Below are 16,559 nucleotides of genomic sequence, written 5' to 3' on the forward strand. Positions count from 1 at the left end.
ACATTAGAACATAAGGGGGATGCTATGCAATATGTACTGTCATATGATATAGGCACAACAGGACTTAAATCCTGTCTGGTGGAAATAGGAGACACCGCTACTCTCCTCGGAGGAGAATATGAAACCTACGGCCTCTACATTCTGGATAACGGAGGGGCTGAGCAGGACTGCGAAGAGTGGTGGACAGCTATGTGCAGGAGTACCAGGAGGCTCATTGCAGCAACCGGAATATCACCTTCTGATATCTACGGTATTTCTTTTTGCTCTCAGATGCAGGGCCTTGTTCTTGTGGACAGGAACGGAAATGCACTCCGTCGCCCTATGAGCTATATGGATCAGCGAGGCGGCGAGGTTATGAGGAAGACCGAGCAGTTCGGCCTTACCGTGTCCGGAGTTAATTTATCTATTCTTTTAAAGAGTCTTATTGCCACTCATGCGGCATCAACAAGCGTAAAAGATCCACTGTGGAAATACAAATGGGTTCAGCAAAATGAGCCTGAAATATATGAAAAAGTCTACAAATGGCTTGATGTAAAAGAGTACCTTATCTGCCGAATGACGGGAGAGTGCGTGATGACGCCGGATTCTGCCTATTCGACTTTCCTCTATGATACCAGAAAGGGGAAGATGTGCTTCAGCAGATCTCTCTGCAAGACCTATGGCGTTAAATACGAGCATATGCCAAGAGTTGTGGGCTGCAGCGAAGTTGTTGGGGGACTTAGGAAAAAGCAGGCAGAAGAGCTGGGGCTTATCGAAGGAATACCCGTATACGGAAGCGGCGGCGATGCAACCCTGATAGGAATAGGAGCAGGGGCGACAGAACTGGGAGATACCCACATCTACTGCGGAACTTCAGGCTGGGTCAGCACCGTCATCGACAAGCAGGAAGTGGATATTTTCTCAATGATAGCCGGGATTGTGGGAGCTCAGGAGAACAGATTCAACTATTTCGCTGAGATGGAAACTGCAGGAAAATGTTATGAATGGGTCAAGGATCACCTTGCTCTTGATGAGATCGACATTTATCTTAGCAAGGCGGATTTGGGACACTCATCGGAAAGTAAGTATTTGAGCCTCTATGACTATCTGTCGGAGGTTATAGCGCAGGTTCCGCCCGGAAGCGGCGGTGTTATCTTTACGCCCTGGCTTCACGGAAACAGATGCCCCTTCGAGGATCCCAAGGCTGCAGGAATGTTTTTTAACATAGGTCTTGATACCGGTAAGAGACATCTTCTAAGGGCCGTTATCGAAGGAATATGTTTTCACCTTCGCTGGATGCTGGAAAGCCAGGAGAAGAAGATTGATACCTCCCGCATGATCAGATTCGTTGGGGGCGGCGCTCTTTCGCCGGTTACCTGCCAGATTCTGTCGGATATTCTGGGCCGCGAAGTTGCTACGGTTCCTTATTCCAAGGACGTGGGAGCCATTGGTGCAGCTATGCTGGTGGCGGTAGGAAGCGGACAAGTTAAGGACCTGGCATCCATGAAGGAGCATGTCAGGGTCAGTGAGACCTATTCGCCAAATCCGCAGAACAAGGACATATACGACAAGCAGTACAAGGTATTCCAAAAACTATACAAAGCTAACGCCGCCAATTTTGCGGCTTTGAATTCATAGGAGGAAGGAATGGGGGAAACAGAATTAAGGAAACAGATTGTCGAAACAGGCCTTTTATTATTAGAAGAAGGGCTTGTGGCAAGAACCTGGGGAAATGTCAGCGCAAGGACCGATGAGACTCATTTTCTGATAACACCAAGCGGTCTTAGCTATACCAGAACAAGACCCGAGGATCTGGCGCTGTATGACATGAAGAATGAGACCTATGAGGGCAGTTACAAGCCTTCCAGCGAAAAGGGCGTTCATGCCTGTGCATATGCGAATTTTCCCGAGGTTTCTTTTGTGATCCATACTCATCAGAACTACGCTTCAGCCTTCAGTGTTTCGGGAATCGCAGAGCTGATGATGACTGATGAGGAAAAAGAGAAGCTGGGAGGCATCGCAGTTGCATCCTATGGCCTTCCCGGAACAGGAACCCTCAAGAAGGCGGTTAATTCCTGTTTCGCGGGCGGTGCGCACACAGTCCTTATGAGCTGCCACGGAGCGGTGGTTGCCGGTCGTGACAAGGATGAAGCCATGGAGAGAGTTCAGCTGTTGGAGGAAATCTGTAAGAGAAGTTACAATGGGCATGACGGGTCGGAGACTGCAGCTGTAGCATATTCGCGGCTTGATATTCCTCTTAAGGCTCAGCTGGATGACATGGCTCAGATGATAGGCAAAGAAATCCCGGTCGTAAAAGACAACCCAGAGGCCGCGCTCTCCAAATATCCTGCGGTTCTTGTGCCGGGAAAGGGCATACTTGTAAAGGGAAGGGATGATGACGATACCAAGGCCCTTGAACTCCTTGCGGAAAAAGCCGCCATCACAGCGCTTCACTGCAGATCCCTTGGTATAAAAACCAAGCTTCCATGGCTCGATGTGGCGATCATGAACTACGTATACAGGAAGAAATATTCCAAGAAAAAGGAGGGCTAGGATGAGTGGTGATAAGAAAAAAGAACTGGTGAGGATAATCAAGTTCGTGTTCTTTTCTATATCTGCGGGGATCATTGAGATCGTGAGCTTCGCAGTCCTTACCGAGTTTACACCTTTGCGGTATTGGCCCTGCTATCTTATAGCTCTGGTGCTGTCGGTTCTCTGGAATTTTACCCTGAATCGTAAATTTACCTTCCAGAGCGTAGCGAATGTTCCTGTCGCAATGATGCTGGTGGCAATGTTCTATGCGGTTTTTACCCCGGTGACCACCATAGGAGGGAACTTTCTTGTGGAACACCTTAAATGGAACGATTATCTCGTAACCGGAATCAATATGGCTCTGAATCTATCCACAGAGTACTTGTATGACAGATTTGTAGTATTCAGAAAATCAATAGACACCAATATTTCCAAAAACAGGAGGCCTGAAAATGAAGAATTGCGGAATCAGTCGTTGGGATGATCCCAGTGAGATCAACAAAAAGCTTAAAGAGCTGACCTCTCAGCCCATCTGGGAAGTCACAGACGAGTATTACAACGAAGAAATAATGCCTTATTACAACGAAAAATGTAAGCAGAGCCATGCCGTTTTTGAGGAATCTCAGAAATATATTCCGGGCGGTGTTCAGCACAATCTTGCTTTTAACAAGCCTTTTCCCATGTGTATGGCCAAGGCTGATGGCCCTTATCTCTATGATAAAGACGGCAATCAGTACATAGATTTTCTGCAGGCCGGAGGTCCCACAATTCTTGGAAGTAACTACAAACCGGTAAGGGACAAGGTATTTGAACTTCTGAACGAGTGCGGCCCTGTGACGGGGCTGTTGCATGAGTCTGAGATGCTGATCGCAAGAGAGATCAACAAGCATATGCCAAACGTTGAGATGTTCCGTATGCTTGGATCCGGTACAGAATCCGTTATGGCATCTCTTCGTATAGCAAGAATCGCAACGGGCAAAAAGCATATCATCAAGATCGGAGGAGCTTACCACGGCTGGTCAGATCAGATGGTATACGGACTTAAGATTCCGGGAAGCCGCGCACTTCTTGAATCTCACGGTATTCCCAACAGCAGCTTCGGCAAAACCGACGAGGTAAGGCCTAATGACCTTGATATGCTGGAGAAGATGCTTAAGAGAAACCGTTTGTCAGGCGGCACTGCAGCTGTGCTCCTTGAGCCTGTGGGCCCTGAGAGCGGCACAAGACCTGTTGCCCATGATTATAACAAGGGTGTAAGAGAGCTCTGTGACAGATACGGTGCTCTGCTTATCTTTGATGAGGTAGTTACCGGATTCCGTGTTGCGCTGTCAGGTGCTCAGGGCTACTTTGGCGTTGTTCCGGATCTTACCATCTTTGGTAAGATCATTGCAGGCGGATATCCTGCTGCCGGTGGTGTTGGCGGTAAGAGAGAATACGCTTCCCTTATGGCTGCGGGCCTTGCTACAGGTAAGCATCGGGCCTATGTCGGCGGAACCTTATCAGCCAATCCTCTGTCCTGTATCGCAGGCTACACCGCTATTCAGGAAATCGAGAGGACCAATGCCTGCGAAGTTGCCGGCAAGATGGGAGATCGCCTCTGCGACGGCCTGAAGGAACTTATAGACCGCTACGGACTTCCTTTTGTAGCCTATAACCAGGGTTCCATCGTTCACCTTGAGTGCACCGGAGCCATGAGCTTTGACTTCTCATCAATGTCCTTCATCAAGTCCGCAACGGGCCTTCTCAAGCACAAAGACATGATGTATGTCCGCAAGGATTCCATGGAGAAAATGGGAGCAGCCTACATGGCAAACGGCATCGTAACCCTGGCAGGAAGCAGACTCTATACGTCACTGGCCGACACTCCCGAAATCATTGATGAAGCTCTTAACAGATTTGAGAACGTATTTAAGCATGTTAAGAAGACTGATAAGGGATTGGTGGAGTAATTTTTTAATTGAATTATAAGTACATTGAGATAACTCCGACGGGTTTGATATCCGCCGGAGTTTTTGATTTATTTACCTTAATTGTCAGTTATGCTATAATTTCGAGCGTCGCGCAGGTGATTTTCGCGATGAAAAAAGTATATAGGGGTACATTAACGAACATGAAAAAGAGAATTGTAAATTGTTTGCTGATCTTAGCAATGATTACAGCAACTTGTGGTTGCAGCATTCTTTCCGGGCAGACTAATACCGATAAGGAGACGAATACAGAGGATGTATCGGTAGAAAAATTAATAGAATTTGCTGCTTCGGATACAACTATAGAAGAGAAAAAAGAAGAGAAAACAGAAGAAAAAGTACAGGAAAAATATGATCCTGAAATTAACGATGATCTTCTTGGAGCAATAGAGCAGCTGGCTCTTTCTTTTGATGAATTTAACTCAGAAGTAGATACAAAAAAGGATTATTGGCAGCGAACTTTTATCGATCACTATATCCGTGGCAATTGGGATGGATATAGCTATAAGAAGATGCTGGAGAAGGACTATAACGGAATTGTCACTAAAGACCAGGTTGAATATATTCATAAATCCCTGACCGGCATCGCTCTTTCCTTTGATTCAATGAAGGATGATGAGACTATTGACGTATACAATTCTGTGAATGCTACAAACAACAGGTATTGTAATATCTTAAATTATGAGGTGACAGAAGGCGCAGCATCAGGGGCAGGCACCACCTGTATCTCTGCACAGATTGAGATCGGAAGCGGAAATAGTGACCATGTGAAAACCTATGATATGTATGTTTATCTGAAGGAGAATCCCGACAGCTGCTTTGGCGGATATAGCGTTACTTCACTTACTAAGACGGAAACCACAGTATATGCTGAAGGCGATGGACAGGAGCATTCCTTTTACGGCTGGTACATGAGTGACCTTGATGTAGAAGGCGAAGTTACTATCGAATTTGGCGATTCAGAGGATGAATTTGAATATGGTCATTTTGTCACAGTTAAGGTAACTGATGAGCAGAAAAAGAAGATAGTGGATATCGGCACCTCTGACCGCATTGAGATCACATATCTTTTCTCAGATGGAATGACAGAGCCTGTGGACGAGGTAACAGCTGTTGATGTCAGATTATTCGCAGTAGAAAGGCTTTTTGAATGAAACTTAAGCAGCTGAGTAAAGATGAGGTCATTACTCTTTTCAATGAAAGAATCGTTAATGATTTTGCCAAAGAGGAGATCAAACCTCTTAACGTCATACTTAAAGCTATGGATGACGGAATATATGAGTGCCTCGGTCTTTTTGATGGTGACGCCATTTATGGCTATACATTCCTTGTCAAAATGGGAATGAACTATCTTGTAGACTATGTTGCAGTCTACCCTGAGCACAGAAATAATGGTGTTGGCAGTAAGATGCTGTCTTGCCTTTCCGATTATCTTGCTAAGGCAGACCTCGTAATTGGAGAAGTAGAAGATCCGGATTATACAGAAGACGAAGAGCTAAAGTCCCTGCAGAAGCGGCGTATCGGGTTCTACAAAAGAAATGGCTGCAGAGATACCGGACTTCGTGTCAGATGCTTTGGTGTTCCATTCATCATACTGGAAACAGCGGGTAGTACCGGCGCAGGGAAAGATGAACTGTGGGAGGTATATCAATCTTTTTACAAGGCAGTGCTACCCAAGGAAATGTTTGAGCGTAACGTAGAATACGTGGATTATAACAATTAAAAGAAGTATACCAATGGGGACGGTTCTGTTTGGTATAGTTTTCGCTTTTACAAAAACTATACCAAACAGAACCGTCCCCATTGGTATACTTCTTTTTCACAGCGAAAGTCTTCCGGGATATGTCAACAAGACAACATTGCTTTAGATTGACGCTTGTTTTCCTGAAGTATAGAATTAATGCGGTGTGATTCAGCGCACCATCAAATGAAAAAAGAGGGGAGAATTGTCATGAGAAAAAAAGTTGTGGGACGAGTGCTGGGATTATCTCTGGCACTTATTATGGGCATGTCTGTGCCCGTATGTGCTTTTGCCGAGTCTGGCGAAAGCAATCAGGAAGTAATTATTTCAATTGAAGAAGAGGAGTTCTGTGAGGAAGAACCTCTGGCCGAGACTAATGAGGATGAGATGATCGATGAGAGCTCCGAAGTCGAAATGGTCGAAGATGCTGATGATTTCACAGAAGAAGCAGTCTCAGAAGAAGACTTCTCAGAAGAAGCAATTGTAGAAAGTGATGTAATCGAAGAAACAGAGCTTCTCGAGGAAACAGCCTCAGACGATGTAACGGAGGACGCAAATGTTTCCGAAGAAAGTGTTTCGGAGGAAGATGTTTCGGAAGAGAGCGCCACTGCGGTTAATGAATCCAAGGTATCCGAACCTGCCAAGACTGAAACATATACAATAACATATGATCTTGGCGGAATAGAGGGCGTCACTGTTGTTAAGCCGGTTAATTCATACAAGACTGGCAAAAAAGTAACCCTTCCCAAGGTTAAATGCCCCGGTTACACCTTCAACGGCTGGCTCTTTGATCCTGCGGCAGAGAGCATTCTAGTTACCAAGAAAACTAAGGTTGCCGGAACCGAGATGACTTTTGCCACAGCTCTTAATAAGACTGCAGCACAGGATATGACTTTCACAGCAAGCTTAACACCTATCAGCATCAAGGTTTCCATAGCTGCTAACGGTTCCGGAGTATACAAGCTTGATGACACCAACAAAAAGATTAAAGTATCCGGTAAGAAGCTCCTTGGAACAGTTGATTATACCGGTAACAGAGATGCTGAAAAGTGCGATTTTTCCTGCAAGAACTGGAAAAGAACCGGCTATGAGCTGGTAGGCTTTTCCGCCAATCCGAAGGCAAAAAGGGGCGATAAATTCTATGGAGTTGATCTTGAAAAAGAGGACCTCTCCAAGCTTTCAACCAAAAAGACTGCCACTTTATATGCCATCTGGTTCGGGGATATGTGGGTCATTGATTACACTAAGAAAGCAATCCTTCTCGATGGAAAAAATGAGACTGAGATTGACTATGTGATATCCGATATCTGGCCGGGAAATACCGAGTACGGAACAGTTCTTAAGCTTCCTAAAGCAGAGCTTGAAGGATATACCTTCCTTGGATGGAGAGCAGTTAATACGGTTAACGAGAACAAACTCAAAAAAGCAAAAGGCTATGTAACTGCAGTAAATGCCAACAATATGGCTGACGTGGCTCTTCAGCCTGTTTTCAAACAGCTTACTTATAAACTCAGCTACAATGCCCAGGGCGGCACATACAACAAGAAAAAGAAGGGTGTCCTCAAGGCTTCTGTCGGATACTATGAAGACATTGCCGAACTTGTAGCTCCTTTAAACAGCACAAATATCAAGAAAAAAGGCTATGATCTTAAAGGCTTTGCTCTTGATGCCAAGGGCGAAACAGGTCTGGTTATAGGCGCAAACGGTAAGCCCATTAGCGAAGATGGCAAGCTGATCCTTAAGGCAGTTAAAGCAGCTACTTTGTATGCAATCTGGGAAGACCATAAGATTCCTGAAGTTTATGTGCTGTCTAAGGTTATAACCAAACCCGGCAGCGACCTGGAATTTTGGGACAGCTCGTTTGATGAAGGTACTCTGACCCTCAAATATGATGAAAACGGTATTTGTACCAAAGCAAAATATAAAAATCATGATGGCTGGCTAGTTGGCCAATCTTATGAGGATATCTTATACGCTGTATTACGTCCGCATCCGCTGGATGAATCATTATTAAAAGATCCAAGAACCGAAATAGTATATGATGATGAAGGAAGAATTACATTTCAGTGGTATTGGCAGCATTGGGACTTGGATAATACCTGTGATGATTGGTACAAGGAGTATTATACCTATGATGAAGCCGGAAGAGTAATTCGTTATGAAGGCTATTACATGTATTTTGATAAGGACGGCAATCCTTTGAGGAAAGAGCCTGATTATTGCATCTATGATTACGAGTATTCTCTTTTGAAGGACGCACAAGGATAAAAAGAAATAATAAAGCCGGGAAGTCACTGATAATTAATGATTTCCCGGCTTAATTTATACCTTTTTGAGACAATATTATTCATCCAATGTGCTTCTCCCAAGCAGTTCCTCATAGCTTACATGCATTGTAATGAACCCTGAAGAAAAAGGTCCCAGATCATAAGGATAGAACATGAAATCAATTCCACCTTCGGTAAACTTAGCTCTGTCGTCAATCGCTGCTGAGTCATAGGCCTGCTGAGCTGCTTCTTCTGCGGTCTGGGCAAAATAGGTGGTCTCTTCAGCGTTGGCAAAATCATCTTTTACCTTATCAGCGATCAGGTGCTTAAACTGTTCCTCGGTACCTGTGTAAAAATCTGCAAGGTGGTATCTTAGTCCTGTTGTAAGGTCGAAGAGGAACTGACCTCTCATAGGCTCTCCATGAGCGCCGCCGCTGTAATAGTAGCTGCTGTAATCTACCGCAAGATATCTGTCTTCAATTATGCAAACATCTGCAACATGGTACTCCGAGGTCTCACAGTGCAGCTCAGGAGATTCCAGATGGTCGTCGCAGGAACTATTGGCAAACGTAAGGCTGTTAGTGTCTGCATTTTGGCTGCCGTCTATGTAGTCGGAGATAACCTTGTTGATGTCATCGGCGTAGTCAGAGTATTTGGAGTCTAAGACAAATTTCTCGCCGTAAAACTTATTCAGAGTTGTGTCGCAATCAGGGCATTTGTAGTCAGATGAAACGTATTCCACTGTTCCATAGTCAAAAACAGGGAAAGTATCTGCTACGTAGCCAAGAGACTTAGGTGATGGATTAGCTTCTTTTGGATCAACAACGTTCCATACATACTTGTTATCCTCAAAGACAGGCACAAAAAATCTGTTTCCAAATATGGAGGCATACGGACTTAAAATGTCCGTTGTATTCGTTCCGGGAACCGTTGTTTCTTCAAAGATGAACTTGCTTGAACCGTCGGTAAGATCGTAGGCATAAACCTTTCTTTTAAACATATCAAGACATATCGACTCGTCTTCATAGTAATAGCAGTAGTTTCCGTAAAACGCCATGGTCTGTGGCTCATTGCCTTCGAAAATAGGCCTGGTCTCTTTGGTTGCAAGATCCAGTACAAAATATCCAAGTGATAAATAGTCCTCGTCATATAGCTGCATAACTGCCAGGTCTTCGTTAAAATGGCAGAATGTTACATTTACGCCGGGGGCCGCCTCATAAACAGGAGTAATATTGCCGTCACGATCAGCTCTGTATATGTTCTGATCCTTTTTTACAAGATTAAATCCAAGTTCACTAAATTTCCTTAAAGTGCAGTCACTGATTCCATTACTGTTTCTGCCGCAGATATCGCAATCTTCAGTAGCCTTGTAATAGGCGTCGAGCCCGGCACTTGCCTCTTCATATTTAAGGCCGTCTTTAATCTCATAGCAGTGCTCTACAAAATGGCTGCTGCCTGAAGGCATAGTCAAAAAGAAAAGCTTGCCGTCAAAAATATCAACGTTCTGGATATATTCTTCGTCAATTCTGCAAATCTCGGCCGCCTCGCCGCTTACCGGATCCATTGCATAGAGTGAACCAAAGGAAGTCTCGGAGTCATTATTCTTATAATGATAATTTTTAAAGTACAAAATACCATTGTCATAAAAAGTATAGTCACTTGCTTCAATGCCTACCCCCGGGAACTTGTCACAGAGCTGTTTTCCAAGCTGCTCCAGGTCGTATTCATTGGTGAGATTACCATCTTCATCGACCACATACAGAGTGGTGTTATTGTAGTTCAGGCTGTAATTACGCTGGGATTCTGTTGCAGAATTCTCTACAGGCATTTCTGTTGTATTGCCTGTAGGTGCTTCTGTAGACTCTGTAGAATCAGTCGTTTGACTGTCATTTATCATTGGGATGTCGCTTATGGGATTCATAGCAACAGGTTTTTCATCATTGGCGCCGCAACCGGCTACAACCGTCAGCATTGCTGCGGTAAAAATCAATGCTGTTATTTTCTTTGTTTTCATAAAAAAAAGCCCCTTCCAAAACTTTCTCAGAACATTATACAGGATTTTTAATAGTAAGCCAGTGTTTTACTTTTGGGTAGGCACTCTTTCTTTTGGAGTATTGATTTTTACGTGTCCGTGGGTTAATATAACTTCAAAATTGCGCACAATATAATAGAACTAAACGCATGAAAGTAGTAGGAACAAAAAAATAGAAGGGGATAGGAATATGACAGAAGCGTATTTTGCAGGCGGATGCTTTTGGTGCGTTACACCAATTTACAAGATGTACGGAGTGGATAAGGTCATCTGTGGCTATGCAGGAGGAGATGAGGAAAATCCTACATATGAGCAGGTGAAACATCAGGAAACAGGACACAGGGAGACTATTAAGCTCGTCTATGACCCAGAGAAGGTTTCCTATGAGAAACTGCTTGATATCTACTTTGCCAACGTGGATCCTTTCGATGCAGAGGGTCAGTATATTGATAAAGGCTTCTCATATACACTGGCAATCTTCTACAACAATGAGGAAGAAAAAGAGATATCGGAAAGGAAGATAGCAGATATTGAAAAGAATTCAGGTAAAGAGACTCACGTAGCTCTTTTGCCATATAAGAATTTCTACGAAGCCGAAGAGTATCATCAGGATTATTACCTTAAGAATCCGGAGGCATTTGAGAAAGAGCTGATAGAATCGGGAAGGAAACAATAATTGACAGGTTGTTTTACAGTACTTCTTTCTCTAAGCAGATGAAATAGGAGCATTTGAACATGAAAATAAGAACAGCAACAATAGAAGATCTGGATGCGATAGCTGCAGTTGAAGCGGAGTGTTTCCCTGCTGCAGAAGCAGCATCAAAAGAGGAATTCGAAGACCGACTTGCATATTACGCAGATTACTTCTGGCTGATGTTTGATGAAGACAAGCTCATTGCCTTTGTGGATGGCTTTGTGACCAATGAGCCGGATTTGACCGACGAAATGTATGCAAAAGCTGATATGCATGATGCCTCCGGACGTTGGCAGATGATATTCGGAGTGAACACGCTTCCTGACTATCGCAAGCACGGATATGCAGGTGAGCTGATTCGAAAAGCCATAGATACTGCAAGGGAGCAGAACCGTGCAGGTCTTGTCCTGACCTGTAAGGATGAGCTGGTAAGCTACTATGCAAAGTTTGGCTTCATGAATGAAGGCCGGAGTGACAAGTCTCAGCATGGCGGTGTAGCGTGGAATCAGATGAGGCTTACTTTCTGATTGGGGGGCATGAAAAAATGTGAAAATGTTAGGAGCCGCTGCATCAAATGCTATTGGGATGGAAGTAAGAGTGCATATATTGAAGCTTCCCCAAATAGGAAGAATCCCTGGGAAGAGATAAAGCTTGAAGATTATGAAAAACATATGAGTCTTGATTCTGTGAGACAGCTTCAAGCCATGAATAAGATAATGCATGAGCAGTTTGAAGCCTATCCCGTGAAAACAGCAATGGTCTTAGGTGTTGCTGGAGGAAATGGTCTTGAACATGTAAGGAGTGAAAAATACCAGGTTGTTTATGGCATTGATATCAACGAAGAATACTTAGCTGCAGCTTCAAAACGATACGAGCAATCATCTGAAGTATTACAGTTCATGAAGATGGATTTATTGACAGAGGCTGATAGATTGCCTCGGGCGGATCTGATAATAGCGAATCTGATAATAGCGAATCTGATAGTAGAATATATTGGCTATTCTGCTTTCAAGAATGCAGTACGCCGGGTGGATCCTGAGTATGTGTCATGCGTTATTCAGGTAAATAGTGATGATAAGCAGTGGGTTTCGGATTCTCCATATCTTCACGTATTTGACGGCCTTGATAATATTCATCATCAGATGGAAGAATCAGCATTGGCTTCAGCTATGAAAGAGATCGCGTATAAGAGCGTTTTTCGTTCTGAAGAACTATTACCAAATGGCAAGTCACTGATCAGAATGGATTTTCGCAAAGAAACAGAGGAAATTTTGCAGCAGGGTGCTGCAAAATTTGGATAAGGCTAATAAAAGCTTATTAGTGAACCGTCAGTCATATTTAAAGCCCATGGTCTATCCGTGGAAGATCAGAGCCCGTTGGGGTGAAAGTATTATACTGCGCTAAATCTGATTATATTTTGAAGATTTAGCGCAGTATAATTTTATGCCTAAAGACATAGGTGACATGGCTTTTTCTTTATAGAATTAACAATTTGTTCAAATCCTGTTTACTCTTTGGCAAGGTAAATGCTTTATCATGGATATCAGATAGAACAAGAAAACACATAACTTCTTTTTCATAATACTTGGGCGGCACCTGATGGTACCGCCCATCCTCCTTGTTAGGGCTGCTAAAGATTTTGCCGATGTCATCGGCAAAATCGCAGTATATGAAGTTAGAACTTGAATAGTATGCGCTCTATAATCCTCGCAAAAGCCATATAAAAGTGGTCAAACCGAGGATTATTTTTGGGGCTTGAAGGAACGTTGATTGAATATGACATGTAATCTGGAAATGTGTTATAATTACATATAAATAATATATTACAATAACAATGTAATGATATATATAGGTGTAAATAACATGAAAAAATTATCCAATCTTATATCCAATGCATTTGGAATCGATTTTAGTGTCAGTGAACTGGACGATAGGACCGGTCTGCCAAGATACCTGTCCTCTGGACGGGAGATTTATGTCGGCAGATCTGAAGAAACATCCATGCTAATAGTAAGACTTCAGGAACCTGTTGACAGCAGGGTGCTCTCAAGAGAACAGACGGTATATGAGAATATCTTCAGGATGCCCGTGGCTTTTTTATTTGATACGCTTAACAAGAGCTACAGAACTGCGTATGTGAAGCATCATATACCTTTTATCCTTGTTCCGACGCAGGTTTATCTGCCATTTCTGGGGATACTGTTTAGTAGAAAGTTTTCCGGGGAGTCATTAAAAAGCAGAAAGATGCTCACTCCAAATGCGCAGCTTGTTTTGCTGTTTATGATCTTCAACGAGAAAAAAGAATATGCAAAGCAGCTTTTATCTGAAAAGCTTGGTCTTGACCCAGTGTATGTTACCAGAGCGACCAAGGAACTTGCAGATCATGGGCTATTGGAAGAGAGAAAAGTCGGAAGAAACTCATTTGTTTATAGGACTATGGCTGCAAAAGATCTTTTTGAACTGTCAAAGCCTTTTCTGGCAGATCCTGTTCATGAAGTCATTCATGTAAGAAAAGAGAAGGCCGTTGAAAGCATGCCTTTTGCAGCTGATGAAGCACTGTCACACCTTGGGATGTTAAATCCTCCTGAAATAAGTGTACGTGCATGCTATAGGAAAAATGATGTTATAAAAGCCCTGAAAGAAGTTGAAGATCCCGCATGGGAAGAGCCTTGGACTGTCTGCAGCATCCAGCTATGGAATTATGATCCGGAGTTATTGAAGGCTGATGCAGCAGTTGATATAATATCACTCTACTGTTCACTGAGAGATTCGCATGATGCGCGTGTTTCAGGGGAGATTGAGCGACTTTTGGAGGAATATGAATGGCTGTCATAGGACTTGATGATTTTGCAAAATATTTTGAAGGATATGAGGACTGTTATACGATAATCGGCGGTGCAGCCTGTGAGCTCCTTATGTCACAGACGCCTGTTGATTTCAGGACCGGTTCCTTGAGAATGTGGTAAAAGAGGAAATTATCTTTGCCAATCTGGGAATCAATTCAGATATGCAGACTGAAGTTGCTGCACTTAGAGAGACATATGTAAGAGTTTAAATGATATTTGTAATGATTATGGGGCAGGACATCGATTGATGTCCTGCCCCGTTTTGTTAGGAGTAAGCTGCCATTTATTTGAGGGGAACGGGCAGCTCTGAAATGAATAATGAAAAAGTATATGTGTTTGGGAGGTTTCAAGCTATTTACTTGATGAGGCTATGATACAAGGTAATCCTAAATTCAACCTAAAAGAGAAAAGTTTTTTATAAGCATAGGGCTGAAGCATGTAATGGACGCAATTATTGGTACGGAGAAGCTTTGAATGGAAATATTAATTTTGTGATGAAGTACACAATATCTTTTTATCCAAATTAGCACTCTCTATTGACGAGTGCTAATCACGGTGTTATACCATAAGTAGAACAAAGGAACAGAGAAGACCGTTAGGACTTAAGGCTTCCGATGATCTGAACCCTCCGTCCCAATGCTCATTAACAGTTAATCAATTGTTTATGTGCAAAGGAGGTAAGCATTATGTTAGCACCTAGTATTTTTGAAGAGAATTTCATGGATGATCTGTTTGGATTCCCTTACATGAAGGATTACGAAAACATGGAGAAGAAACTCTATGGCAGAAAAGCTTCAAGGATGATGAAGACCGATATCAGGGAGAAGGATAACAACTACGAAGTAGTAATTGACCTGCCGGGCTTTAAGAAAGAGGAGATTGAAGTAGAACTTAACGACGGTTACATTACAATCTCAGCAGCCAAGGGACTTGAAAAGGATGGAAATGACAAGAAGGGCAAACTTCTTCGTCAGGAGCGTTATGCAGGATCAATGCAGAGAAGCTTCTACGTTGGGGAGAACATCGAAAAAGATGATGTAGAGGCAACCTACAGACATGGTGTTCTTACTCTGACAATTCCTAAGAAAGCTCAGGAAAAGAAACTTCCGGAAAAGAATCTGATAGCAATTGAAGGATAAAATGATTTTTAAAGCCCTGCCGTTCATATAACGGCAGGGCTTTATTATACTTACTCTTCCTTACACTTCCTGACCACCAGAAATGCCACAACCATCATAATTATATAACCAATGATAAGACCCGGAAGAAAGAAGCTAAGTTCAGAACTGGCTGATGTGACTTCTGCTGCCGTCAGACCATAATATTCCTCCAGCTTAAGGCCAATGGCATAGGTGACATGAATCTCTCCGCCTGAGCTGCCGATTCCGATTATAAAGCCGGCGAGCTGGTACATTCCAAGGTTGAGTAAGTAGCAGACTAGCGTCAGACCTGCTGCCAGGATGATAGTAAGAATCGGAGTATTCACTTTTTTAATAATCCCCATTATAAATCCCCTTTATAATCGTATGATTTTATGAAAACGAGTGTTTTCTGTTAGAAGTATAGCATATTGCAGACTACAAACAAGCTTGCATACTGCAGTTTGTAATTAAGTTTGTCATAATCATTTGTGGCAATACAGCCCTGTATTTTGCAGTTTCCATGATACACGTTCTGCCCTGAATATCCTATATTTACTTTGTAATGACAACTTTTTTAGGGGAGGATACGTGTAATGGATACTGAAAGATTGTTTTTGTATTTACGATTGATAGTAATTATTCTCATATGCCTGATAGTAATTATCAAAAAGAAGCTCTTGGATAAACCACTGATCTTTTTTCCAATAGCATTTATCGCAGGGTTCCTTACTTGGGTTTGCCTTCAGAGCGCGTTAAATTCCATAGATTTCCTTGATTTCCATGAAATTGCGATCATCCTCCAGATTTATATTCCGTTTGTTGTATTGCCTCTTCTTTTGAGGGCGCTTCCGGTGATAGTGCTCATCGCACTGGGTATTATTGTAATAAGACGTATCAATGCTCTTGAAAAAAAGAATAAGCAACGAGAGGCAGATAAGCAGGAAGAAAACGAGCTATGACAGTGCACGCCGCTGCGGAAATACAGCCTCATATTTCGCAATGTTTACTCTTCATTTTCCGGAGCATATATCGTATACTGTTAACTCGTAAGGAAAAAATACTTTTCCAGATAGTGTCAAATGATCTATGAAAAAACTGAGTAGAAAAAATAGGCTCAGATGAACCTTGGAAATTGCAGATATATAGGTTGAGGTAGCCGGACGCCACCCTTGACAGCACAAAAAATAACTGCTGACGGTTAATCACCGACGGCGAAGAACTCAAGAACAATCAGATTTTCTCCGTCGTTTGCAGCAGTGTAGCAGTTATTTTTTGTGCCATCAAGGGCAAGCCGCTAAAGCGGTGGCTAGGTTAATACCTCGGGCTCAGAATCTAAGAACAATCAGCTGGCAGCCTGAA

16 protein-coding genes are annotated in these 16,559 nt (G+C 43.0%); 14 read left to right on the forward strand and 2 right to left on the reverse strand.

The window, feature by feature from the left end; genetic code table 11:
- Positions 1 to 24 precede the first annotated feature (24 nt).
- The 7 genes from G588_RS0114875 to G588_RS0114905 all read left to right on the forward strand — a co-directional run bounded on the left by G588_RS0114875 (position 25) and on the right by G588_RS0114905 (position 8,487).
- Positions 25 to 1,617: a xylulokinase gene (locus G588_RS0114875; protein ID WP_022779511.1), complete on the forward strand. Its 1,593-nt coding sequence runs from the start codon at positions 25 to 27 to the stop codon at positions 1,615 to 1,617.
- 9 nt (positions 1,618 to 1,626) lie between these two features.
- Positions 1,627 to 2,532 (forward strand): class II aldolase/adducin family protein, encoded by a 906-nt coding sequence (locus G588_RS0114880; protein WP_022779512.1) that lies wholly within the window; start codon positions 1,627 to 1,629, stop codon positions 2,530 to 2,532.
- A gap of 1 nt (position 2,533) precedes the next feature.
- Positions 2,534 to 2,995 (forward strand): GtrA family protein, encoded by a 462-nt coding sequence (locus G588_RS20515; protein WP_022779513.1) that lies wholly within the window; start codon positions 2,534 to 2,536, stop codon positions 2,993 to 2,995.
- Positions 2,964 to 4,460, forward strand: coding sequence for an aspartate aminotransferase family protein (locus tag G588_RS0114890; protein WP_022779514.1), 1,497 nt, complete (start codon positions 2,964 to 2,966; stop codon positions 4,458 to 4,460). The genes G588_RS20515 and G588_RS0114890 overlap by 32 nt, the downstream gene beginning before the upstream one ends.
- 200 nt (positions 4,461 to 4,660) lie before the next feature.
- On the forward strand, positions 4,661 to 5,632 hold the full coding sequence (locus G588_RS0114895; protein WP_022779515.1) for a hypothetical protein: 972 nt from the start codon (positions 4,661 to 4,663) through the stop codon (positions 5,630 to 5,632).
- Positions 5,629 to 6,201, forward strand: a complete 573-nt coding sequence (locus G588_RS0114900) for a GNAT family N-acetyltransferase (RefSeq protein ID WP_022779516.1) — start codon at positions 5,629 to 5,631, stop codon at positions 6,199 to 6,201. The genes G588_RS0114895 and G588_RS0114900 overlap by 4 nt, the downstream gene beginning before the upstream one ends.
- Positions 6,202 to 6,429: 228 nt before the next feature.
- Positions 6,430 to 8,487 carry an InlB B-repeat-containing protein gene (locus G588_RS0114905; RefSeq protein WP_022779517.1) on the forward strand — a complete coding sequence of 686 codons (2,058 nt, stop codon included), beginning with the start codon at positions 6,430 to 6,432 and terminating at the stop codon, positions 8,485 to 8,487.
- A 75-nt stretch (positions 8,488 to 8,562) separates the two neighbouring features.
- Here the strand turns inward: G588_RS0114905 and G588_RS0114910 are convergent, their stop codons facing one another.
- Entirely contained in the window at positions 8,563 to 10,500 is a 1,938-nt protein-coding gene (locus G588_RS0114910; protein ID WP_022779518.1) for a DUF3298 domain-containing protein, read from the reverse strand.
- A 208-nt stretch (positions 10,501 to 10,708) separates the two neighbouring features.
- Between G588_RS0114910 and msrA the strand changes: the two genes are divergently transcribed.
- From msrA to G588_RS0114950, 6 genes are all read left to right on the forward strand, one after another.
- Positions 10,709 to 11,194: a peptide-methionine (S)-S-oxide reductase MsrA gene (gene msrA, locus G588_RS0114915; RefSeq protein ID WP_022779519.1), complete on the forward strand. Its 486-nt coding sequence runs from the start codon at positions 10,709 to 10,711 to the stop codon at positions 11,192 to 11,194.
- Between the two features lie 59 nt (positions 11,195 to 11,253).
- The gene (locus G588_RS0114920; RefSeq protein WP_022779520.1) at positions 11,254 to 11,739 is read left to right on the forward strand and encodes a GNAT family N-acetyltransferase; all 486 of its coding nucleotides are present in this window, start codon (positions 11,254 to 11,256) and stop codon (positions 11,737 to 11,739) included.
- A gap of 9 nt (positions 11,740 to 11,748) precedes the next feature.
- A complete protein-coding gene (locus G588_RS0114925; RefSeq protein ID WP_242830378.1) occupies positions 11,749 to 12,513 on the forward strand; it encodes a class I SAM-dependent methyltransferase in 765 nt (254 codons plus the stop codon).
- A gap of 562 nt (positions 12,514 to 13,075) precedes the next feature.
- Positions 13,076 to 14,047 carry a MarR family transcriptional regulator gene (locus tag G588_RS0114935; RefSeq protein ID WP_022779522.1) on the forward strand — a complete coding sequence of 324 codons (972 nt, stop codon included), beginning with the start codon at positions 13,076 to 13,078 and terminating at the stop codon, positions 14,045 to 14,047.
- Entirely contained in the window at positions 14,035 to 14,178 is a 144-nt protein-coding gene (locus tag G588_RS22565; RefSeq protein ID WP_022779523.1) for a hypothetical protein, read from the forward strand. The genes G588_RS0114935 and G588_RS22565 overlap by 13 nt, the downstream gene beginning before the upstream one ends.
- A gap of 566 nt (positions 14,179 to 14,744) precedes the next feature.
- Positions 14,745 to 15,197 carry an Hsp20/alpha crystallin family protein gene (locus G588_RS0114950; RefSeq protein WP_022779525.1) on the forward strand — a complete coding sequence of 151 codons (453 nt, stop codon included), beginning with the start codon at positions 14,745 to 14,747 and terminating at the stop codon, positions 15,195 to 15,197.
- 50 nt (positions 15,198 to 15,247) lie between these two features.
- On the opposite strand, the gene G588_RS0114955 is transcribed toward G588_RS0114950, so the two are convergent.
- Positions 15,248 to 15,562, reverse strand: coding sequence for a hypothetical protein (locus G588_RS0114955; RefSeq protein WP_022779526.1), 315 nt, complete (start codon positions 15,560 to 15,562; stop codon positions 15,248 to 15,250).
- Between the two features lie 231 nt (positions 15,563 to 15,793).
- On the opposite strand from G588_RS0114955, the gene G588_RS0114960 reads away from it, so the two are divergent.
- Positions 15,794 to 16,159: a hypothetical protein gene (locus tag G588_RS0114960; RefSeq protein WP_022779527.1), complete on the forward strand. Its 366-nt coding sequence runs from the start codon at positions 15,794 to 15,796 to the stop codon at positions 16,157 to 16,159.
- The last annotated feature ends 400 nt before the right edge of the window (positions 16,160 to 16,559 follow it).

Origin of the sequence: Butyrivibrio sp. AE3009, from assembly GCF_000420845.1 — a bacterium.
Lineage (GTDB): Bacteria > Bacillota > Clostridia > Lachnospirales > Lachnospiraceae > Butyrivibrio.